General features: G+C 69.4%; 20 protein-coding genes and 1 pseudogene. 7 read left to right on the top strand and 14 right to left on the bottom strand.

The features are described from left to right. Positions 1-6: 6 nt before the first annotated feature. Positions 7-312 (bottom strand): putative quinol monooxygenase, encoded by a 306-nt coding sequence (locus ACFY2X_RS44680; RefSeq protein WP_389950744.1) that lies wholly within the window; start codon positions 310-312, stop codon positions 7-9. Positions 313-488: 176 nt separating this feature from the next. On the opposite strand from ACFY2X_RS44680, the gene ACFY2X_RS44675 reads away from it, so the two are divergent. After that, on the top strand, positions 489-1,052 hold the full coding sequence (locus ACFY2X_RS44675) for a ferritin-like domain-containing protein (protein WP_389950742.1): 564 nt from the start codon (positions 489-491) through the stop codon (positions 1,050-1,052). Here ACFY2X_RS44675 and ACFY2X_RS44670 read toward each other — a convergent pair. Then, on the bottom strand, positions 1,012-3,771 hold the full coding sequence (locus ACFY2X_RS44670; RefSeq protein ID WP_389950740.1) for an AAA family ATPase: 2,760 nt from the start codon (positions 3,769-3,771) through the stop codon (positions 1,012-1,014). The genes ACFY2X_RS44675 and ACFY2X_RS44670 overlap by 41 nt on opposite strands. A gap of 118 nt (positions 3,772-3,889) precedes the next feature. Here ACFY2X_RS44670 and ACFY2X_RS44665 point away from each other — a divergent pair, with 118 nt between their 5' ends. Beyond that, positions 3,890-4,081 carry a hypothetical protein gene (locus ACFY2X_RS44665; protein ID WP_389950738.1) on the top strand — a complete coding sequence of 64 codons (192 nt, stop codon included), beginning with the start codon at positions 3,890-3,892 and terminating at the stop codon, positions 4,079-4,081. A gap of 124 nt (positions 4,082-4,205) precedes the next feature. Here ACFY2X_RS44665 and ACFY2X_RS44660 read toward each other — a convergent pair whose 3' ends face one another. Further along, positions 4,206-4,886, bottom strand: a complete 681-nt coding sequence (locus tag ACFY2X_RS44660) for a hypothetical protein (protein WP_389950736.1) — start codon at positions 4,884-4,886, stop codon at positions 4,206-4,208. Between the two features lie 67 nt (positions 4,887-4,953). On the opposite strand from ACFY2X_RS44660, the gene ACFY2X_RS44655 reads away from it, so the two are divergent. Next, a complete protein-coding gene (locus tag ACFY2X_RS44655; RefSeq protein WP_389950733.1) occupies positions 4,954-5,481 on the top strand; it encodes a hypothetical protein in 528 nt (175 codons plus the stop codon). On the opposite strand, the gene ACFY2X_RS44650 is transcribed toward ACFY2X_RS44655, so the two are convergent. Next, the gene (locus ACFY2X_RS44650) at positions 5,482-6,396 is read right to left on the bottom strand and encodes an NADP-dependent oxidoreductase (protein WP_389950731.1); all 915 of its coding nucleotides are present in this window, start codon (positions 6,394-6,396) and stop codon (positions 5,482-5,484) included. A gap of 29 nt (positions 6,397-6,425) precedes the next feature. After that, positions 6,426-7,124 (bottom strand): SDR family oxidoreductase, encoded by a 699-nt coding sequence (locus ACFY2X_RS44645; protein ID WP_389950729.1) that lies wholly within the window; start codon positions 7,122-7,124, stop codon positions 6,426-6,428. Positions 7,125-7,263: 139 nt separating this feature from the next. Here ACFY2X_RS44645 and ACFY2X_RS44640 point away from each other — a divergent pair, with 139 nt between their 5' ends. Beyond that, on the top strand, positions 7,264-7,740 hold the full coding sequence (locus tag ACFY2X_RS44640; protein ID WP_389950727.1) for a winged helix-turn-helix transcriptional regulator: 477 nt from the start codon (positions 7,264-7,266) through the stop codon (positions 7,738-7,740). A 362-nt stretch (positions 7,741-8,102) separates the two neighbouring features. On the opposite strand, the gene ACFY2X_RS44635 is transcribed toward ACFY2X_RS44640, so the two are convergent. The 4 genes and pseudogenes from ACFY2X_RS44635 to ACFY2X_RS44620 form a co-directional block, all read right to left on the bottom strand. After that, positions 8,103-8,504 carry an NUDIX domain-containing protein gene (locus ACFY2X_RS44635; RefSeq protein ID WP_389950783.1) on the bottom strand — a complete coding sequence of 134 codons (402 nt, stop codon included), beginning with the start codon at positions 8,502-8,504 and terminating at the stop codon, positions 8,103-8,105. 182 nt (positions 8,505-8,686) lie between these two features. Beyond that, positions 8,687-8,854 (bottom strand): annotated as a pseudogene (locus ACFY2X_RS44630) (pyridoxamine 5'-phosphate oxidase family protein); the annotation flags it as partial. A gap of 104 nt (positions 8,855-8,958) precedes the next feature. Next, positions 8,959-10,188, bottom strand: a complete 1,230-nt coding sequence (locus ACFY2X_RS44625; protein ID WP_389950725.1) for an MFS transporter — start codon at positions 10,186-10,188, stop codon at positions 8,959-8,961. Positions 10,189-10,195: 7 nt separating this feature from the next. Continuing rightward, the gene (locus tag ACFY2X_RS44620) at positions 10,196-10,819 is read right to left on the bottom strand and encodes a disulfide bond formation protein DsbA (RefSeq protein ID WP_389950722.1); all 624 of its coding nucleotides are present in this window, start codon (positions 10,817-10,819) and stop codon (positions 10,196-10,198) included. A gap of 40 nt (positions 10,820-10,859) precedes the next feature. Between ACFY2X_RS44620 and ACFY2X_RS44615 the strand changes: the two genes are divergently transcribed. Continuing rightward, positions 10,860-11,360 (top strand): MarR family winged helix-turn-helix transcriptional regulator, encoded by a 501-nt coding sequence (locus tag ACFY2X_RS44615; protein WP_389950719.1) that lies wholly within the window; start codon positions 10,860-10,862, stop codon positions 11,358-11,360. A 222-nt stretch (positions 11,361-11,582) separates the two neighbouring features. Here ACFY2X_RS44615 and ACFY2X_RS44610 read toward each other — a convergent pair whose 3' ends face one another. Beyond that, complete coding sequence (locus ACFY2X_RS44610; RefSeq protein WP_389950780.1) at positions 11,583-11,756, bottom strand: helix-turn-helix domain-containing protein; 174 nt, start codon at positions 11,754-11,756, stop codon at positions 11,583-11,585. A 105-nt stretch (positions 11,757-11,861) separates the two neighbouring features. Between ACFY2X_RS44610 and ACFY2X_RS44605 the strand changes: the two genes are divergently transcribed. Continuing rightward, positions 11,862-12,173: a hypothetical protein gene (locus ACFY2X_RS44605; RefSeq protein WP_389950786.1), complete on the top strand. Its 312-nt coding sequence runs from the start codon at positions 11,862-11,864 to the stop codon at positions 12,171-12,173. A 24-nt stretch (positions 12,174-12,197) separates the two neighbouring features. Here ACFY2X_RS44605 and ACFY2X_RS44600 read toward each other — a convergent pair whose 3' ends face one another. From ACFY2X_RS44600 to ACFY2X_RS44590, 3 genes are all read right to left on the bottom strand, one after another. After that, positions 12,198-13,175 (bottom strand): tyrosine-type recombinase/integrase, encoded by a 978-nt coding sequence (locus ACFY2X_RS44600; protein ID WP_389950717.1) that lies wholly within the window; start codon positions 13,173-13,175, stop codon positions 12,198-12,200. A gap of 146 nt (positions 13,176-13,321) precedes the next feature. Beyond that, complete coding sequence (locus ACFY2X_RS44595) at positions 13,322-14,767, bottom strand: MFS transporter (RefSeq protein WP_389950714.1); 1,446 nt, start codon at positions 14,765-14,767, stop codon at positions 13,322-13,324. A 78-nt stretch (positions 14,768-14,845) separates the two neighbouring features. Further along, positions 14,846-15,733 carry an NAD(P)H-binding protein gene (locus tag ACFY2X_RS44590; RefSeq protein WP_389950711.1) on the bottom strand — a complete coding sequence of 296 codons (888 nt, stop codon included), beginning with the start codon at positions 15,731-15,733 and terminating at the stop codon, positions 14,846-14,848. 62 nt (positions 15,734-15,795) lie between these two features. On the opposite strand from ACFY2X_RS44590, the gene ACFY2X_RS44585 reads away from it, so the two are divergent. After that, a complete protein-coding gene (locus ACFY2X_RS44585; protein ID WP_389950708.1) occupies positions 15,796-16,752 on the top strand; it encodes a helix-turn-helix transcriptional regulator in 957 nt (318 codons plus the stop codon). Positions 16,753-16,872: 120 nt separating this feature from the next. Here the strand turns inward: ACFY2X_RS44585 and ACFY2X_RS44580 are convergent, their stop codons facing one another. After that, a complete protein-coding gene (locus ACFY2X_RS44580; protein WP_389950706.1) occupies positions 16,873-19,917 on the bottom strand; it encodes a Tn3 family transposase in 3,045 nt (1,014 codons plus the stop codon). Between the last annotated feature and the right edge of the window lie 40 nt (positions 19,918-19,957).

Here is a 19,957-nt window from a genome sequence, read left to right as displayed (position 1 = left end):
CCTCGTTCACAGGGCGGCCTTGCCACCGACGGGAATCTCGTCGGCGTACCGCGCCTGCCCGGCCAGCAGCGACTGGAGGGCGACGGCGAACGTCTGGGCCTGCTCGGTCGCGAAGAACCGGGCGTGGGCCTCCTGGCTGACCCAGCCCTCGGTGACGTAAACGGTGTCCGGGTCGCCGGCCGAGCGGCCGACCAGGAAGACACGGCAGTCGTCGTTCGGCAGGGACGGCGCGTCGAGCAGGGCGGCGACCAGGTCGTCGCCCCGGCCCGGCTGCGCGGTCATGGCGGCGTGGAAGCCGTGGCCGATGGTCATGGGATCACTCCTCACGGGTGGATCTGTCGCAGCCCACTGTCGGCGCCGCCCGTGCCGTGCCACATCAGTCATCCGACTCCCGCCTTGAGCGCCCATGGCGGCCGATGACCTAACCGCTGATGCGGTTAGGTCATTTGACAGATGCGCGGCTCGGGCGTGTGCCCGACCATCGACACGTGACGAGTCATCCAGAGCCGCCGGCCGTCCTGCGCATGCGGGAGGTCCGGGACCGGGCCCTGTTCGACCCGGACGACGGTGCGGTCACACCGTCGAACCGGGCCGAGCTGAAAGCGGTCGCACACCTGCTGAACGTGTTGCTGGCCAGCACGGTCGTGTCCTCGTTGCAGTACGAGCAGCACGCCCTGCTCGTCCGCGGGCCGTCACACCGGGCGGTCGCGGAGTTCCTCCACGGCTGCGCCGACCGTGACCGCGCCGGCGCGCGGCTGCTCGCGACCCGCATCGCCCAGCTCGGGTTCACCGCCGACCACGACCCAAGGCACCTGCCGGCGCGGTCGCGCGTCACCTTCCAGACGTTCCAGGACGGCGATCTCACCGGCATCGTGACGCAGGACCTCGTGGGGGCGCGGATCCTCGTCCAGTCGTTGCAGGAGGCGGTGCGCTGGGTCGGGGCCGACGACCCCACCACCCGGCGCCTGCTGGAGCGGCTGCTGGAGGAGAAGGAGGCACAGGCCGACGAGCTCAGCGCGGGGCTTCGGAGTCCGGGGAGAGAGCATCCCTGAGCCCGGCGCGGGAGGCTACGCCGAGCTTGGGGAAGATGCGGTACAGGTGCGCGCCCACCGTCCGGTGCGAGAGGTACAGCCGCTCGGCGATCTGTTTGTTGGTCAGGCCGCTCGCCGCCAGCTCGGCGATCTGCAACTCCTGCGCGGTCAGGGCGGCCGGGCCGCCTGTCGAGGTCTCGGCCGTCCGGTGTCCGGCGGCGTGTAGCTCGTTCCGTGCACGCTCGACCCAGGGCCCGGCGGCCATCGCGGCGAATCCGTCGCGCGCGACGAGCAGGTGCCGGCGCGCCTGCGACGCCGACCTGTCACGACGCAGCCTCTCGCCGAGGACGAGCCGGACGCGGGAGGCGTCCCACAGCCACCGTTCCGCCGCGTGGCCCGACAATAGCGACTCCAGCCGCGCCCTCGTCCCGTCGTTGTCGGACACGAGGAACTCCGCCGCCGCTTGGATCAGCGTCATCCGCGTCGACAACGCGGCCACGCCGGCGGCCCGCATCGCCTCGACGTGCGCCCTGGCCTCGGCCATCCGCCCGGTCCGCACAGCCGCCTCGACGAGGTCGAACATGACCCACGTGCAGTGAGGCACGTACGAGGCGAGCGCGCCGGGCGGGCTCATCGCGGCGGCGTGGTGGAAGGCGGCGCCGAAATCTCCCTGTCCCAGCGCCGCGAGGGTACGAGGATGCTGGGCGAACAGCGCCGCGGCCGTCACGCCGCGCGGGAGCGCCCAGTGGGTGATCTCGTCGGCGAGCGCGTACGCCTCGTCGAAGCGTCCCCGTCCGGCGGCGAGGATCGCGCTGTTGTACCGGAAATACCAGGCGAAGAAGGAGAAGCCGCTGGTGTCGCAGACCTGCTGTCCCTCACGGGCGAGTTCCTCGGCCTCGTCCCATCGGCCGACGAGGTAGTCGTCCAGGCACAGGTGCATGAGGGCGCCGAGGTGCCGGCGGGGCGCGCCGCCCTCCCGTCCCTGCTGGACCAGCCGCCAGGAGGACTCGCGGCAATCACCCAGGCGGTCCAGATAGACCGAGGCCGTGCCGACCCGAATGATCCGCGTGGGGTCGGTCTCGTCCGGCAGGGTGTCGAGAATGCGCTGGCTGCTCGCCAGCGCCGACGCCCCCGTGCGGACCGGGTCGGGGAAGGTCCTGCTCGCCAGCGACAACACGTCGGGCGGTCGCGGCTCCAGCCGTTCCAACGCCCGATAGAACGGCTCCCAGTACTCCGGGGCGCTACCGTACCAGGACAACAGCATCAACGTGTGCATGGCCTCGACGAGCGCGGGATCCTCGGCCCGGTAGCCGTGCTCCGCGGTCTCGATGGCGCCGACCAGGAGCCGGTGGGCGGTGGCGACGTCGCCGTCCCCGTTGAGCATCAGGAACGCGGCCGCGTTGGCCGCGTGAAGCGAGCCGGTGGAATCCGGAACTGCCCGCCGCGCGTCGCTCAGGAGCGTCTTCGCGTCGTCGATGGCCCCGCTCGCCTCGGCGCCGATATATGCGGCCTCGGACAGCCGACGCCCCCGATCGGCACTCGTCACGCTCAACTCGGCCGCCCGGATCAGCGCGGCGACCGCGGCCAACGCGTCACCGCGCAGCATGATGCGATGCGCCGAGCCCTCCAGCAGCGCCGCCACCGTCTCATCCGGGCCAACGGCGGCTGCGGCCAGGTGCCACGCACGACGTTCCTGGTCACCCATCAGGGCACTGGCGAGGGCGACATGTGCGGTCCGGCGCTCTTCGTGCGTGGACTCCGCCACGATCGCCGACCTGATCAGCGGGTGCCGGAAGGCGATCCGCGCCGTGGCGTCGTCCACGCGAACCAGCTGCGCCCGCTCGGCGGGGGCCAGGTCGGACAGCCCGGCCTCATCCGCCAAGGCAGCCCTGAGCACCCGGACGTCGCCGGTGCCCTCGAACGTGGCCAGCAACAGCATTCTCCGGGTCGATGTCGGCAGATCGGCGATCCGCGCGGCGAACATCGCCTGGAGCCGGTCGCTGAGCGGGACCACCTCCGAGTGCGCCACCGTGGGATGCATCGCGCCCAGCAACGTCGAAGGCAGTTCCGTCAAGGCCAGCGGATTGCCCTGGGCCAGGTCGAGCAGCCGATTCCTGATCTGTACCGGCATGTCCGGGAAGTGGACGTCGACCAGTTGCCCTGCCGCCGCTCGATCCAAGGGCTGGACGGCCATCTCGGTCAACCCGCGCGGCGCCGCGGAGCTCACTGCGCCCGTCCTGGCGGAGAACAGCAGCGCGGCCCCGACCCCCTGCAGCCGGCGGGCAACGAATCCCAGCACGACGGCGCTGGCCCGGTCGATCCATTGAACGTCGTCCACCAGAAGGGCGAGCGGTGTCTCAGCGGCGACCCTCTTGACGAGCAGGAGCGCGGCGTTGCAGACCAGGAGCGCGTCTGTGGGCGCGCCGACGCCGAACCCCAACGCCACCGACAATGCCTCTCGAAGCTGCGGCGGCAGGTGCTGGATGTCGGCTTCCACCGGCAGGAGCAGCTGATTGAGGCAGGAGTAACTGACGTCGGCTTCGAACTCGGACCCGGACGCTCGCAGCACGCGCATCCCCGCCGTGACTGCCAGCTCGGCCGCAGCGGCCATGAGAGCGGACTTGCCGATGCCGGGGTCACCCCACATCAGCCGCGCGTCGCCATGCCGCCGAGCCGCGTCGAGAAAGCCAGACAGCTGTTCGAGCTCGGCACGGCGGCCGAATAGTGCATTACTGGCCACGGATACCTCACGGCGTCGGTCAGTGCCTCACCACTTCCGGATACAGGCTGCTGCGAGCATAGCCGTCACGCGATCACTCTCAGGCGCTGCTTCCGCCTCTCCTCTGAGGAGAGCGGGATTGAGCAAGAGATCGCTACCATCGAGCAAGTCCGCCGCGCCTCACCTCGGCGAGGCCGAAGTCCCGCTGCAGCTCATCATGGGCAAGACCCGGCACAAGAACCCCCGCACCGCCATGCGCTACGTCAAACCCGGTGCTGAGGCCATCGCCAAGGTCACCGACGTCCTGGCACCCCGCCGCCGTACCCATTGATCAACTGAGTGGCGGCTCGCCGGAGCTATAGGAGTTCCGGGCCGTCAAGGTCCTGGCGAGAGGGGTCCTTCGACCGGCATCGAACATATCGGCGATTCCGGCCGTACCAAACACATCCACTCGGTTACGGTCCGTGGGCGAACCGGCCGGTGATCTCTTCCATGCCGGAGATGTGCATACCAGAGGCGGAGAGCAGGCGGGCGCCACCTACGAGCACGCGGTGTTCGCCGACCACCGCCGTGATGCCCCTGCCGGTGATCGAGTCGAAGTCCAAGGGGTCGGTGAGTGCCAGGCCGCGTTCGAGCGCCCCGCGGACTACAGCCTGGCCAAGGGGATACTCAGAGGAATGTTCGGCCGACGCCGCCAGACGCAGCACTTCGTCGGCCGACCAGTCACCGGTGGGCGCGACGTCGGTGAGGGCGGGCTGCCCGCGCGTGATGGTGCCTGTTTTGTCCAGGACGATCGCGTTGAGCTTGTGCGCGGTTTCCAGCGCCTCCGCGTCGCGGATCAGGATGCCGGACTGGGCCCCCTTGCCAGTGCCCACCATGATTGACAGCGGGGTGGCGAGCCCGAGCGCGCACGGGCTCCTCTCTACCGGGATGGACTCGCCGGTCACCATAGACTCGTCCAGAGTCGAACGACCTTCGATGATCACACCGTCGACCGGGACCTTCTCGCCGGGCCGCACGATCACCGTGTCGCCTGTCATCATCTCCGTGACAGGGATCTCCACCTCGTCGCCGTCGCGCCGCACCCGGGCGGTCCTTGCCTGCAGGCCTCGTTGTAGTCCTGGGGAAATTTCCAACGGATTTGCCTGACCTGCACTGATGCAGGACGCTCAGACTGAAGGCTCAGTGCGTTTACGGTGGGCTGTGAGCGACGACAAGCCGGGGTTCGGGTACGGCGCGGGACCCGCTGAGGTCATCCGGGCGGTGTTACGCAAGGCGGGGCGGCGGGAGTTCAGCGAGCGCCACGGTGGGCTCGTCGTCGCGGGTGGCGGCGACGGAAGACCGTTCCAGGTAGCCTGCGCCGACGACGCCGAGGTGCCCGCGCAGGAGCTCGCCCGATACTCAGGCGCCCTGCTCAAGGCTGGCTATCGCGTCGAGCCCGACCCTGACGATGATGAGGTGCTGCTGGTGCGCGAGGCCGTCTTATTCACATCCGGGGTCCCGGTAGTACTGGGGAAATTTTCGACGGATATGCAGGTCGGAGCCCCCGTAAGGGCCTTTGAGCACAGCCTGGAAGACGGGCTGCTGACCTGCATATCCGTTGTTTCCTGCGCCGTTACTACCGTGACCTCTAGAAACCGGCAGTGGTGGTGCCGTAGCGATGACCGGGGTTCGGCTCGACCTTGGCGGTGGGGAGTCATCTCCTCCATATGGGGATGGCTCCCCGGCTGATCAGACTCGGAGCACGACCTTGCCAGGCACCCCGTGCCGCTTGGCGGCGAAGGCCTTGGCGGCTTCGGCCAGCGGATAGATGGCACCGACGTGGGGCCTCAGTCCGCCGGTGTCCGCGAGCCGGGCGAGTTCGGCCAGTTGGGCGCGGTCGGGTTCGACGATGAAGAAGACCGCGCGGCCGCCGACGGGAGTCACCAGTGGGGGTGCGGTGATCGAGACGAGGGCGCCGCCCGGCTTGACCAGGTTTGCCGAGCGGGCCAGCAGGTCACCTCCGACGGTGTCGAAGACCAGGTCCACCTGCTCCGCGGCATCTTCCAGTGAATCGCGTTCGAGGTCGATGAAGGTGTGGGCACCCAGTTCCTGGGCAAGGTCGGCGGCGTTGCCCCGGCCGGTGGCGATGACGTGGCCCCCCGCTGAGCGGGCGAGTTGGACGGCGAGGCTGCCCGTCCCTCCTGCAGCGCCATGGACGACGACGCGCTGCCCGGTCCGCAGGCCGCCGTGCGTGAACAGGCCCTGCCAGGCGGTCAGACCTGCCAGCGGAAGGGCCGCCGCCTGCTCGAAGTCGAGCGAGTTCGGCATGGGCGCCAGGTTGCGCGCCTCGACGGCCGCGTATTCCGCAGCGGCGCCGTCGCGGTGCCAGTCGGTGAGCCCGAACACCCGGTCGCCGACGTTCAGGCCGCTGGTGCCGTACCGAACCTCGCTGACGACGCCAGCCAGTTCGTGCGCGGGGACGGAAGGGGCACGATCTCGCCCCGCACGGTCGACCCACGTGCCCGGCCAGGCCAACTCGTCGGGGGCGAAGCTGGCAGCGTGCACCTTGACCAGCACGTCGCCGGTCGCGGTGTGCGGGGTCGGGGCCTCTTCGAACACGAGGCTGTCGTGGCCGCCGCGCCGGTGGATGCGGACTGCTTTCACTGCGCTTCCTTCGTTCGATGTCGTGCGGGTCAGGCGGCGGGCAGGCCGAAGCCGGCCGAGGAGAGTGCGCCCTTGGTCTGCCGGGTGAGGTGATCGGCGAGGACTTCGTGGCTTCCCTGCTCGATGGCGTCGAGAGCCTGGGCCGCCACCTCGGCCGGGGCCGTCTTGGGCAGCGCGATCCCGGCGGCCATGTCGGTGTCGATGAACGCGGCGTGCACGCCGACCACCAGGGTGCCCTGCTCGCGCAGTTCCAGGCGGATGCCGTTGGTCAGCGACCAGGTGGCGGCCTTGGAGGCGGCGTACGAGGCCGCCCCCGGCAGGGTGGCCCACGACAGCACGGACAGCATGTTCACGATCGTGCCGCCGCCGTTGCGACCGAGGACGGGAGCGAAGGCGCGGCACATGGCCAGCGTGCCGAAGAAGTTGGTCTCCATCTCGGCGCGCGCCGCCTCGAGTGAGGGCGCCGCGATCAGGCCGCCGCGCAGCCCGATACCGGCATTGTTGATCAACAGTGTGACGTCGCCGCAGCGCTCGGCCACCGCCGCCACCGAGGCCGGGTCGGTGATGTCGAGCTCCACCGGGACGAGTCGCTGGTCGGCGACGGAGCCGGGATCGCGGGCGCCGGCGTAGACCTTGCTCGCGCCCCGTTCCAGCAGCGCCAGCGCGAAGGCCCTGCCGAGCCCGCGGTTGGCGCCCGTCACCAGGGCGGTGCAGCCTCGGAGATCCATGCCCTGATCTTGCATGTTGCGCTCCAAATGATAGTTAGTTGGAATATCCAACTCACTATAGAGCAGGTAAGTTGGATATTCGAACTAGCCTTGCTGTGACCAAAGCTCTGCCCGACTCACTCCGAGGAGGCACCCGGCCATGTCATCCCGTCCCCGTGCATGCTCGATCGCCAACGCGCTGGCGGTCGTCGGCGAGCGATGGAGTCTGCTGGCCGTCCGCGAGGTCATGTTCGGCGTGCGGCGCTTTGATCAGATCGCTCGTAACACCGGCGCGAGCCGCGACATCCTCGCCACGCGGCTGCGCAAACTCGTCGAGGTCGGGCTTTTGGAGAAGCGGCTCTACGAAACCCACCCGCCGCGCCACGAGTACGTCCTGACCGAGTCCGGCCGGGCCCTGCACGGCGTGCTGCTCACCCTCATGGACTGGGGCGATCGCTATGTCACCCAAGGAGAGTCGCCCACGGTTCTCGAACACGACTGCGGCGCGGTCCTGCGACCTCTGACGGTGTGCGCCCACTGCCGCGCCCCCGTCGACGCGGCGGCGACCAAGGCCCTGCGCCTCGGCCAACTCCCTGCGCCACCGGGTCGCCAGGAGGCCAGACCGGAACCCGCGTGAGGACGGAACACAGCAACCTTGGTCCGTACGTGAGGTGACGTTGGGCATGAGAGTGTGCGAGGCCGGGGGCGTCGCGCCTGTGCCGCTTGTGAGCAGTAAGGGGGACTGTCGGCAGGATGGTGTTGATCAGTCCGGTGATGTCGGCGCTCCGGATCGTCAGCCACCTCCTGGGCCCCGACGACCTGCTGATTGTTGTTCCCGTCGACTTTGCGAGGGCCTCATTGCTCACGTGGGTCTCCCGCGTGGTCCTGCCGCGGGTCTGTGGGGAGTAGTTCAGAACCGTACGGCGAGGCCGCGCTCACGGCCAGAGGCGCTGGCGGAGCCCAGACGAGCAATGATCAATACCTGTGGATGGGTTCGGGTCAGTGAAGTTGTCCGGTCTGGTGTAGGTGGTCGAAGATGATCTGGTCAACGGGGGATACCCGGGCGCGGTCGGCGTAGGTCAGCCAGGCGATTTCTTCGATCTCGCTGCTGGGTGCCGGTGTTCCGCGATGGTCGGCGGTGTAGCAGGTCATCTGTACCGTGGCGCCTTCGGCGTGGCCGTGTGCTTGGGCTTGATAGGTGCCCACGTGGGTGGCGGTGGTGGGGATGATGGCGATGGACAGTTCCTCGTCGATCTCGCGGGTGAGGGTGTCGAGGTCGGTTTCGCCAGGTTCGCGTTTGCCGCCGGGGAGGTAGTAGACGTTCTTGCCTCGTGACCGGGTGCTGAGGATCCTGCCGTTGTCCAGGTGGATCCAGGCGATCTTGTCGATGGTGTTGTTCATTGTGTGCTCCTGTCGGGGCGGAGAGATGGGTCGGGCGGCCAGGTCGTCGGGGCGTTCGAGGAGCTTGCCATTGCTGAAGACGGCCCCGGCGCGGACGAGGGCGACCAGGTGGGGCGCGTTGACCGCGCGCCCTTCTTCTTGCCCGAGGCGCGCGTGATGGGTGAGGTGCCGGCCAGCTGGCGGCCTTTGGCGCTGCCGGCGTTCGAGGCGAAGTACCACTGGCCGTGCTCGCTGACGTCCTTGCAGAGGAGGACGCGGGATGCGGGACGCCCGCCAGTGTCGGCGGTGGACGACGTCACGGCGTGCGGGCCGGGAACCTGTTGCTCGATCGCCTCCTTCAGCCATCGCATGAACAAGGTCACCGGGTCGTGCGGAGCCGTCGCGGTGTCGAAGGTCGGCAGGTCGGCGGGGAAGACCGGAAGGGAGCGCAACAGGTCGCGCAGGCTTTCGGCCATCAGGTCATGACCTTCTCGGGAGCGGTGGTGGTGATGTCGCGGGTGCTGACCGCGTGTGCCGGCAGCCCGCGCTCGGCGTGCAGCAGGACCGCCGCGCCGACCAAGACCATCACTGCCAGCACCGTCCACAGCTGCCACGGCCCGGCCTCGAGCAGGAATCCCAGCAGCAGGGGCGCGATGGTGCGGCAAAGCGACCAGGACAGCTGGTAGATCGACAGGTACCGTCCCCGCAGGTGATCGGGGGCGGCCTGGACCGACAGGCCCTGCGAGGGCGCGGAGTGGACGAGCTCGCCGGCGGTGTAAAGCACCGCGACCGCCAAGACCGCGACGATGGCGTGCGCGCCGCTGATGAGCTGGGGAAGGGCGGCGAAGGCGGCGAAGGAGAGCGCGAAGATGACCGCGCCGAGCGCGGCCCCGCGGGTGCGCCTGCCGCGCATGGTCAGGCGGGCGACCGGGACACCGAGCACGGCGACCAGAGCGGTGTTGACCGCGAACACGGCACCGGCCAGGGCGTCGGGGATGCCGACGTCGCGGGCGAGGAAGATCGGCAAGGCGATGGCCTGGGTGGTGTAGCCGAAGGCGATCAGGAAGTTGGCGGCCGTGAGGAGCAGGTAGGGCCGGTCGGCGAGCACCCGCCGATACCCCTCCCGTATCTCCTCCGGCCGCCTGGTGCCGCCGCGGACGGCCGGGATCCGGGCCACCAGCACCGCGGCGATGGCGAAGACCACGGCCAACACCACCGCGGCACCGACAAACCCGGCGCTGCCGTTGACCGCCAGCAGGCCCGCCGCCGCCAGGCTGCCAAATCCCATACCGCCGTTGCGCAGGCTGCGGTCCCACGCCAGCAACCGGTCACGCTCGGCGCCTTCGGCGATCTCACCGATGAGAGCGTGCTGGCTGGGCGAGGAAGCCCACATCCCCACCGCGACCACCAGGGCGACCGCCAGGAACGCGGGGTAGGAGTCGGCGAACGGGTAGGCGGCGAAACCGGCCGCCCGCAACGCCAGCGCGCCGATGACCACTCGCCGACCGCCGAACCGGTCGATGAGGACGCCCACGACCGGCATGAACGACAGGGCGCACAGCCCGGCAACGGTCAGACCCGCGCCGATCGAGGTCAGCGACAGGCCGGTGAGCGAACCGATGAACAGCATCGTCAGCGGCACGTAGATGCCGTCGCCGATCGAGCCGACCAGGCTGGCGGCGATGAGGCGGCGGCGGGTGCGCATGCTGCCTTCAGCGGAAGTCGAGCGCACCGCGTCCCCGCTTCAGCTCGGCGAACGCTCCCATGCCGGCTAGGGTCCAGACGGCCTGGAACAGCCGGATCGCCTCCTGGCCTTTCGGGATGGAGGTGAGGACGGGGCCGAAGAAGGCCGCGCCATCCACGGCGACGACGGGTGTGCCGACCTCCTCACCGACCGTTTCCTGCCCGGCCTGGTGGCTGGCGCGCAGGGCCGCGTCGAACTCGTCGGTGTAAGCGGCCTTGGCCAGGGATGCGGGCAATCCCAGTTCGTCGAGGGACTCGGTGATGACCGCGTCGTAGTCCTTATTGCGCTCCAGGTGGATGCGGCTGCCGAGCGCGGTGTACAGGTCGCGCAGGATCGCAGTGCCGTGAAGGGCTTCAGCGGCCGCACACACCCGGGCCGGGCCCCAGGCCCGGTCATTGAACTCGCGATACCAGGGCTCGAGTTCACGGTGCTCGTTGAGCACCGACAGGCTCATGATCCGGAAGTTCAGGTCGATCGGCTGAAGTCGTTCGACTTCGAGCAGCCACCGGGAGGTGACCCAGGCGAAGGGGCAGGTGGAGTCGAAGTAGCAGACAACCGACACGGCGGCCTGAGAAGCATGAATATCTTCCATGGAAGACATTATATCTTCCGTAGAAGATATAATGTCTTCCATGCAGGCCGACCCCATCGCCACCATCGTCGAACAGTGGAAACACCAGCGACCCGATCTGGACGCGACCCCGATGCTCGTCATCGGCCGGCTCTTCCGGCTCACCGATGCGCTTGACCAACGGCTACGCTCGCCCTTCGGCGCCGCAGATCTGGGCAACGGCGACTTCGACGTGCTTGCGGCGCTTCGACGGTCAGGGGCGCCCTACACGCTGTCTGCGGGCGAGCTCAGTCGCACCGTCCTGGTCACCACCGGCGCGATCACCAAGCGGGTCGACCGACTCGAAGCCCGCGGCCTGGTCAGCAGATCCGTCGCCGAGACCGATTCGCGCGGACGTCTCATCACCCTTACCGCCGAGGGCGTCGAACTGACCGACGAGCTCATCGCCATCCACCTGGACAACCAGCGCCGGCTCCTGGCCGGGCTCAGCCGGGACGAGCAAACCCAGCTTGCCGGCCTGCTCCAACGACTCGCCTCGACACTGGCCGCAGGTGATGACTAAAGACCCTGGACAAGTTCGACACCAGTGATGATCTTCGGCCTGACGCGGATCACGTAATCCATGTGCTCAGCTACCCAGGGCCGCAGCACCTGCTGAAAGCGTTCGATCTCCGCAGGATCGCGCACTAGATGATTGAGTCCAAGGGGGGTCCAGCCAAGGTGAGCCCAAAAGCCGCAACACAAGATCAACAATGCTGCGGCTTGGGCGCGGACCTGTGTGGCGTCAGGCCTTGGTGAGGTGGCGGTAGATGGTGGGGCGGGTGACGCCGAACTCGTCGGCGATCTGGGCGACGGTGTAGTCGCCGGAGTCGTACATCTCCCGCGCGAGCTGTACCTGGCGGGGGCCGAGCTTGGGTTTCTGACCGCCGGTGCGGCCCCGGGCGCGGGCGGCCTCCAGCCCGGGGTTCCGGTAGCAATGAAGAAATTTCCAACGAAGTAGCCTCTGAACTGGACTGATACGGACCTCTATGACTGAGGTCTCGATTCGCTTACGGTGTTGACCATGAGCGACGACAAGCCGGAGTTCGGATACGGCGCGGGCGGTCGCCCGTTGTGGACGGCGCGGGACCGGGACGCTGAGGTCCTCCGGACGGTGCTGCGCAAGGCGGGGCGTCGAGAGTTCAGCGAGCGCCACGGTGGGTTCGTCGTCGAGGGCGGCGGCGACGGAAGGCCGTTCCAGGTCGCGTGCGCCGGCGACGCCGAGGCGTCCGCGCAGGAGCTCGCCCAGTACTCCGAGGACCTGCGCAAGGCCGGGTACCGGGTCGAGCTTGACACTGGCGATGATCAGGTGCTGCTGGTGTGGGAGTCCTCCTGATCGCGTTCGCTCCAGCGCGCGAGGTCAGCGGGGACGGCGGCGCTGGGCGGGGTCGGCTTCGGCGGTGATGCGTGCGGAGGTCTCCTCTCCGAGGCGGACGTAGCGGCCGAGGCTGGCCAGGTGCTGGTGGCGGCTCTTGGCCTGCAACTCCGGGGCGGTCCGTCCGGCCTGCGCAAGATGCTGCAGGGCGCTGTGCCGGAGCTGGTGCAAGGTCCATCCCTGCCGGTGCGGGTCCAGGTCGGCGGAGGCGGTCTTGAACAGGTACTCGGCGCGCGGGTAGGACAGCCGCCCCCGCCCGGTGATCGGGCAGATGTCCCCGCGCGCGGGCGTGCGAGATCCGGACGTGGGGGCGCGCCGGTCGGCCAGGAACACCGGCCCGGCGGTGCGGCCGGCCAGCAGGCGGGGCAGCAGCCGGGCGGTGGCGGTGGCCCAGTGCACGTACTCGAGGGCGCCGCCCTTGGAGACGACCCGGGCGCGGCGGAACTCCAGGTCGAGGTCCTCGACGTTGAGGCTGAGGATCTCCTCTGCGCGGGCGGCCGTGTCGTACAGCAGCCGCCACAGCACCCGTTCGCGCAGGGGGTGCGCGGGGTCGGTGAACAGCTTGTCCAGCCGGGCGGCCGGGATGGCGCGGTCACCGCGCCGGGCGGGCTTGCGCCGCTCCAGGCGCCGGCCGGGGTTGGTCGCGAGGAGGTCCTGGCGCTGGGCCCAGGTGGTGAAGGAGACCAGCGCGGACAGGTGCCGGTTCCAGGTGGCGGCGGCCGCGGTGTTCCAGCGGTCCATCACCGCGGCGTACTGCTCGGGCGTCAGCGCGGCGACCGGATACCCCGGGCCGGCCACGGCGGTCAGGCGGACCAGGGTCTCGGCGTAGCCGGTGCGGGTGGTGGCCGCCTGCACCGACTCCAGGAAGCGCTCGACCGCAGCCGTCAGCGGCGCCGTCTTCGGTGAGGTGGGCGAGGGCCCGGCGGCCGGTGCCGGTGGGCCGGGGAAGGACACGACGGACACGGACGTCCTCCGGGCAGACGATCTCGCACGTGATGTGACACATAATGTAGCCGAGTCGCCGTCACGGCGGCGAACACCGAGCTGGGCGGATGAGGCCCGACAGCCGTCTGTGTGACGGATAATGCAAGTTCTGTGTCACATCGCGGTCACAGGGCGGTTTCTGCCTCGCGGGCCTTTCTGGGCAGCAGGAAGCCGACCAGGAAGGTCAGCGCGATCATCGCGGCAACGATCCACAACGTGTCGGCGACTGCGGTGGGCCCGGCGCTGAGCCCGCTGAAGAACACAGTCCCGAGTACGGCTGTTCCCAGCGCGCCGCCGACCTGTTGCAAGGTGGTGAGCGTGCCGGAGGCCGAGCCGGTCTCGTGCGGTTCGACACCGGCCAGCACGATGTCGAAGTAGGGCCCCATGATCAGCCCAGATCCCAGCCCGGTGACGAGCAGGGCCGGAGCGAGCTGCCAGAATCCGGCCTCCGAGCCGAGCACCGGCACCAGGGCCAGGACCCCGGCCGTCATCGTCACGGCTCCGGCGTGCAGAACATTTCGGCCATGACGCATGACCGCCTGGACCACGCCCATGCCGACGACCATGCCGACCGACAGCGGTATGCCCGCCACGGCGGCCCGCAGCGGGCTGAAGCCGAGGCCGAGCTGCAGATGCAGGTTGAAGACCAGGCCGAACCCGGAGAAGGCGGCAAAGTAGATCGTTCCGGTGGCCATACCACCGAGGAAGGCTCGCTTGCGGAACAGGCTGGGCAGGATCAGCGGGTCGCCGCCACTGCGGCTCTTGCGGACCTCGTGCCATCCGAAGGCGGTGAACACCGCGACGGAGGCCGTCATCATCGCGAAGGTCCAGCCGGGCCAGCCGTACTCGCGGCCTTGAACCAGCGGGAAGATCAGCAGCAGTGCTCCGCACGAGGCGAGGAGCGCGCCGGGCAGGTCGAGCCGGACTCCTCGGGCCGGGCGGCCAGCGGGCAGGAACGTGATCGCGGCGATCAGGGTCGCTAGACCGATGGGCAGGTTGATCAGGAAGATCATGCGCCAGCCGGTGCCGAGGAAGTCGGCGTCGACCAGCCACCCCGCCAGGGTGGGGCCGCCCACCGCCGACAGCCCCATGACCGGGCCCATCGCACCGAAGGCTGCCTGCAGTTCCCGGGGCGGGAACATCTCCTTCAGCATGCCGAGCCCCTGGGGGATCATGCAGGCCCCGAACAGGCCCTGCATCGCGCGAGCGGCGATCACCATCTCCGGCCCGGTCGTGATCGCGCACAGCAGGGAGCCGGCAACGAAGCCGCCGGCGCCGATGAGGAACATGCGTTTGCGGCCGGCGATGTCGCCGAGCCTGCCGCCGACCAGCAGGCCGGCGGTCATGGCCAGGGTGTAGGCCACCCCGAGCCATTGGATCAGGGAGGTGCCGCCACCGAGGTCGGCCCGGATGGTCGGGCCGGCGATGCTGGTGACGGTGGAGTCCAGCATTTCCATCACCGAACCGGTGAGGATGATCGCCAGAGCCGGCCACCGCCACCGGTAGGACGTGGGTGCCGCCGCGGGCGGTGTCGCCGATGGTGTCGCCGGCAGTGTCAGGGCGTCGGTCATGTGATGGGTTCCCCATACTGTGCGGAGGTGGGGCGTCCCGTTCGAGGCGGTCAGGACGCCCAGGCAGGTCGGTGACGGTCAGCGGAAGTCCGCGACATGGTCGCGGGCCCATTCGGCGTAGTTGCGCGGGGGGCGTCCGGTGACCTGCTCCACGTCCGGCCAGACCCGCATCAGCGCCGACCAATCCTGGTCGGCGTAGCCGCCGCCGTCGGGGTCGTCGCCGCCGTACTCGACGAAGCCCAGCATGAGGTCGGCCGACGCGGCGGCGAACCCGCCCTGCGCCTTCATCAGCTCACGGGCGCGCTCGCGGGTGACCTCCTCGTAGCGGACTTCTTCACCCAGTGCCACGCCGATCGCCGCGACCTGCTCGCGCACGGTGACCAGGCCGGGCCCGGTCAAGGTGTACGCCTTGCCGTGATGGCCGTCCTGCAGCAGCGCGGTGACGGCGACTGCGGCGATGTCGGCCTCGTGGATCAGGTTCATCGGCTCGTCCGCGAACGGGTAGCGCACCACCCGCTCAGTCCGGATGGACGGCGCCCAGATCTGCAGCATGTTCGTCATGAAGGCGCACGGCCGCACATGCGTCCATTCCAGCCCGGACTCCTCCACCGCCTGCTCCACCCCGCTGGTGTGCAGGCCGGCGGTCACCGACGCCGCCGACAACACCACGATGCGCCGTACGCCCGCCTGCTTGGCCAGCGCGACGACCTCGCGCGCGCTCTGCTCCACGGAGAACAGGTACATGCGCTCCACGCCGTCCAGCGCGGCGGCCACGCTCGCGGGCTCGGTGAGGTCGCCCTGGACGACCTCCACCTGCGGCGGCAGTTTGGCCGCCGCGGGGTTGCGGGTCAGCGCCCGCACCTCGGTGCCCGCCCGCACGAGCTGGTCCACCACGTGGCGGCCGACGATCCCCGTCGCCCCGGTCACCAGGATCTTCATGTGCGTTCCTTCCGCTGTGTCGTTCACGAGAGCAACGCTAGAGTGTCTTCCGGTCACTTTCTGACCAGAAGGTGAGGGAACTTGGAGGCATGGCGAACACGAGCGCGCGCATGCTGCGATTGCTGTCCCTGCTGCAGACCCACCGCCACTGGCCCGGCCTGGAACTGGCCGACCGGCTCGCCGTCAGCGAACGTACCCTGCGCCGCGACATCGACCGGCTGCGCGAGCTCGGCTACCCGGTCCACTCTGGCCGCGGCACCGCCGGCGGCTACCAACTCAGGTCCGGCACCGCGATGCCGCCCCTGCTGCTCGACGACGAGGAGGCCGTCGCCATCGCTGTCGGCCTGCGCACCGCCGCCGGCGGCACCGTCGAGGGCATTGAGGAGACCTCGGTGCGCGCCCTGACCAAGGTCATTCAGGTGATGCCGCCCCGGCTGCGCCGCCGCGTGGACGCCCTGCGGGCCTATACGGTCACCGCGCCGACGGGCGGCCCTCAGGCCGACGCCGCCACGCTCACCGTGATCGCCCAGGCCTGCCGCGATGACGAACGGCTCACCTTCACTTACGCCACCCCATCCGGCGAACCGGCCGCCCGGCTGGTCGAGCCGCACCGGCTCGTCTCGCTCAAGCGTCGCTGGTATCTGGTCGCCTGGGACCTCGACCGCGCGGACTGGCGCATCTTCCGCCTGGACCGGCTCACCGGCCCGGCCGCCACCGGAGCCCGCTTCCGCCCGCGCGATCTGCCCGCCGCCGACGCCGCCGCCTACGTCGCCGATCGGCTCGGCGCCCGTCCCACCCGGTACGACATCACCATCCTCCTCCACGCCCCGGCCGGCACGGTGGAGCCGGTCGTCGCCGTCACCGGTGGCCACGTCGAACCCGTCGACGACCACTCCTGCCACCTACGCCTGCAGGTAGACGCCTTCGACTGGCCGGTGCTCATCCTGGCCGCGGTGGGCGCGAAATTCGACGTCATCGATCCCCCCGAGTTCCGCCACTACCTGCGCGACGTTGGCCGGATCTTCCTACGTGCCGGCACCACCTAGCAGGGTCATGGTCACCCAGACCAGGCCTGTGCACGAGGGGTGGCCCGCGCACGGCGTCGGCCACTCCTTAGATCAACCGCCTGCGCCGTCTCCCCTCATGGGAGCGCGGCGCAGGGCCTGTCAGGGCGTCAGCCCCAGCTCGCGCAGTTGCGCGGGCCGCAGCGGCCGCCAGCCGCTGGTGTCGAGCTTGGCCAGTTCCGCCTCGACATCCACGTCGATGACGCCGAAGAAGTTGATGTTGTCGCTGTGCGCCGGGGAGATGTGGGCCAGCAACTCGTCGGGAACGTCTCGGCCGGCTGCCCGCAGTTGCCGCACGGCGAGCGAGTAGTACTCGGTCGTCCAGGTGATGACAGAGTTGGTCAAAACGGTCAAACACCATGCCTGGTCGGTCTGGTCGACCAGGGCCGGCTTGGTAACGGCGCCCTGCTGGGCGTAGTGCAGGTCGCGGCGCAGCGCGTGCAGGCTCTCGCCCTTGTTTAGCTGGCGGGCGATCTTCCGGCGATAGGCCGGGTCCGACAGATACTTCGCCGCGTGCAGCGTACGGCGCAGCATGCCCCACTCCTTCAAAGCCGCGGCCAGGGTGTTCTGCCGGGAGGCGGCCGACCACTTGCCCACCACCAGCGAGGCGGTCGCCTGGCCGTACTTCAGCGACCCGGCCATCCGCAGCAGGTCCGGCCAGCATTCAGTGATGAGGTCTTCGTTCCAGCGGGCGCTCAGCAGCGGGCCGGCGTGCGGATAGCGCTTGGCCGTCTCCGTGGGCGTCTCGTCCCGGATGAGAGTGATCTTGCGGAGGTCGCGGATGCGTGGGGAGAGCAGCTTGCCCACCAGATCGAACAGGGCAAAGTTGATCAAAGTGACGCCGTGGGTATCGGTCGCGTGCTCGAACAGGGGCAGATCGGTGGCGTTGCCCAGGAAGTCGTCCAGCACGAAGTGCGCCTCGCGCGCGTTCGGGACGATGATCTTTGTGCCGAAGGTGGAGTGCTGGTCGGACACGTGCGTGTAGCTGGACAGCACCTGGCCGCCGTGGATGGTCATGTCCCGGGCGGTGGTGGATTTGCCGCGAACGGGGAACCGCTGCCCGTCGGAGGAGGACATGGTGCCGCCGCCGAAGACCTGCGACAACTCCAGCCCGTGATGGTGGTTGACAATGCGGGTGTTGGCCTCGCGCAGCGTCTCCTCCCGCACGTACCACTCCTGCGTCCAGCGCAGCACGTCATACGGGATGCCGCAGGCCTCCGACATCCTGGCCAACCCCAGATTCGTGGCGTTGGCGATCAAGACGCTGAGGATGTTGCGCTTGAGATCGACCGAGCGGGATTGCTTGCGGCCGCCGGCGTGGGTGAAGCAGTCCAGGAACCCGGTGCGCACGTCCAGCTCGATCAGCAGCGAGGCGATCGGCGCGAAGGGCAGCATCCCGGCCAGCTCGACCTTCAGCTCCTTGGCCTCGCCTGGCACGTCCTCGGCCGACAGCGGCGGGATCACCAGCTTGTCGTCGTCGTCGAGCCGGACCGCGCCGGTGTCGTCCGGCAGCGCCTGGGCCAGCGTGGCATCCAGGTCGGCCAGCGCGGCGTGCAGTTCCTCCTTGCCCTGTTCGATCGCCTCGGCCGCGTCGCTCGGCTTGCCGACCAGCTTGCAGAACTCGGCCCGCCGCGGCGACCACTGCTCGGGCGTGTACAGGTAGGTGGCCGGGTCCGCGTAGCGGCGCGAGCCCGGCACGAACACGTCCCCCGAGCGCAGCCCGTCCCGCAGCGCCAGCACGACACAGAGCTCCCAATAGTGGCGGTAGGCGGTCTCGTCGCCGTCCTTGCGCGCCTTGGCCAGGTATTCGGCGTACCGGGTCGGCACGAACGAGGTCGGGGCGCCCTCGGGCACCTTGCGGGCGCCGCTCTCGTTCAGCCGCTTCACGATGGCCACCGCCTCCATCAGCTCCGCGGTGCCGGTCCCGCCCTTGAAGTCGATCGCCGCCAGCACCAGCGGGGTGAACTGGCGCAGGTAGGTGTAGGAGGCGTGCAGCGCCGACAGCCGCCCATGATCGCGGGGCAGCTTCTTCCAGCCCTCCGAGACGACCTCACGCAGCTTGCTCATCCCGATCGTATTGCGCAGCAGGCCGCCGATCTGCTCGTCCGGGATGGACGGATCGGCGAGCACCGGCAAGATCACGTCCAGGAGCAGCTGGCGGGCCTCACCTGCCTTGGCCCGCTCGATCAAGGCCTCATCCGTCTTGGACTTGGCCCGCGACTCCCGGGCGGAGACCGCCTGGTCGAACAGCATCACCACCTCGTCGACCTGGTCCATCGCGGACTGCGTGACCACCGCCAGCAAGATCGGATAGCGACGACGCTCATCGCGGCGTTCCAGCGCCTGGTTGGTCGAGCGGCGGCCCACCGAGGCCAGGAAGCGGCGACGTTCGGCGGCCAGGCCCGACACATCCAGGGTGTGGGCGTCCATGGTGCGCAGGTAGGTGAGTTTGTCGATGGCGGTCTTCACCGAGGTCGCGCTGGCGTCGGTGGCCGCCTTGATCAGCCAGGCCAGCCGGGTCATCTTCAGCCCGGCGTCATACACCAGCAACCGGTCCAGATCCGCGCGCAGCTGGCCGGTCAGCAGGTGCGCCACCTTCTCCCAGGTCGGCGCGGTGGCGCTGGTCCGGGCGGTGGCCACCATCTTGGCCAGCGTGGTCACGCCCGGCCGGATCGTCTTGGCCGCCATCAGGTACTCGGTGGCCAGGTTGAACAGCAGCGTCGGTGAGTCGTGTTCCATCGCCCGGTCCAACAGGAACTGCTCCAGCTCCTTCATCGCCGTGCTCTCAGCCGGGGCGCTCTTCCACCCCAGATAGCCGGACACCAACCGCAGATGATCGCTGCGTGTCTGCTCCCGCTGGCCGTACTCGGCGAGAACGGCCGGATCCACGCCCAGCCGCTCGGCCAACCGCGCCACCGCCACCGGTGGCGCCGAGCTCACCTCATCCGGCACGAACCCCAGCCAGGGCAAAGTGGCGAGCTGGACGGCAAGCCCGAGGCGATCTCCAGCGCCTCGGCCACGACCCGGATCGATGAAGGCGACGTCGGCGGGCGTCAGGGTGAAGTACCTGATCAGATCGTCCCGGCCGATGTCCGGGAACGAGCGCAACCGCTCCAACTGATCATCGGAGAACATCCGGGTCGACATCGACCACCCCCGCACCGCACCGGTCAGGACCGTACGAACC

This window comes from Streptosporangium sp. NPDC000396 (assembly GCF_042898655.1).
Classification (GTDB): Bacteria; Actinomycetota; Actinomycetes; order Streptosporangiales; family Streptosporangiaceae; genus Streptosporangium.
The sequence above is the reverse complement of the archived record's forward strand: the minus strand, read 5'-3'. Positions and strand labels throughout refer to the sequence as shown.

Bases quoted from the DNA above. Each gene is read 5' to 3' on its own strand.
- ACFY2X_RS44680 (WP_389950744.1), bottom strand. From the start codon at position 312: ATGACCATCGGCCACGGCTTCCACGCCGCCATGACCGCGCAGCCGGGC.
- ACFY2X_RS44645 (WP_389950729.1), bottom strand. From the start codon at position 7,124: ATGGATCTCCGAGGCTGCACCGCCCTGGTGACGGGCGCCAACCGCGGG.
- ACFY2X_RS44640 (WP_389950727.1), top strand. From the start codon at position 7,264: ATGTCATCCCGTCCCCGTGCATGCTCGATCGCCAACGCGCTGGCGGTC.
- ACFY2X_RS44635 (WP_389950783.1), bottom strand. From the start codon at position 8,504: ATGAACAACACCATCGACAAGATCGCCTGGATCCACCTGGACAACGGC.
- ACFY2X_RS44625 (WP_389950725.1), bottom strand. From the start codon at position 10,188: ATGCGCACCCGCCGCCGCCTCATCGCCGCCAGCCTGGTCGGCTCGATC.
- ACFY2X_RS44620 (WP_389950722.1), bottom strand. From the start codon at position 10,819: ATGGAAGATATTCATGCTTCTCAGGCCGCCGTGTCGGTTGTCTGCTAC.
- ACFY2X_RS44615 (WP_389950719.1), top strand. From the start codon at position 10,860: ATGCAGGCCGACCCCATCGCCACCATCGTCGAACAGTGGAAACACCAG.
- ACFY2X_RS44605 (WP_389950786.1), top strand. From the start codon at position 11,862: ATGAGCGACGACAAGCCGGAGTTCGGATACGGCGCGGGCGGTCGCCCG.
- ACFY2X_RS44595 (WP_389950714.1), bottom strand. From the start codon at position 14,767: ATGACCGACGCCCTGACACTGCCGGCGACACCATCGGCGACACCGCCC.
- ACFY2X_RS44585 (WP_389950708.1), top strand. From the start codon at position 15,796: ATGGCGAACACGAGCGCGCGCATGCTGCGATTGCTGTCCCTGCTGCAG.
- ACFY2X_RS44580 (WP_389950706.1), bottom strand. From the start codon at position 19,917: ATGTCGACCCGGATGTTCTCCGATGATCAGTTGGAGCGGTTGCGCTCG.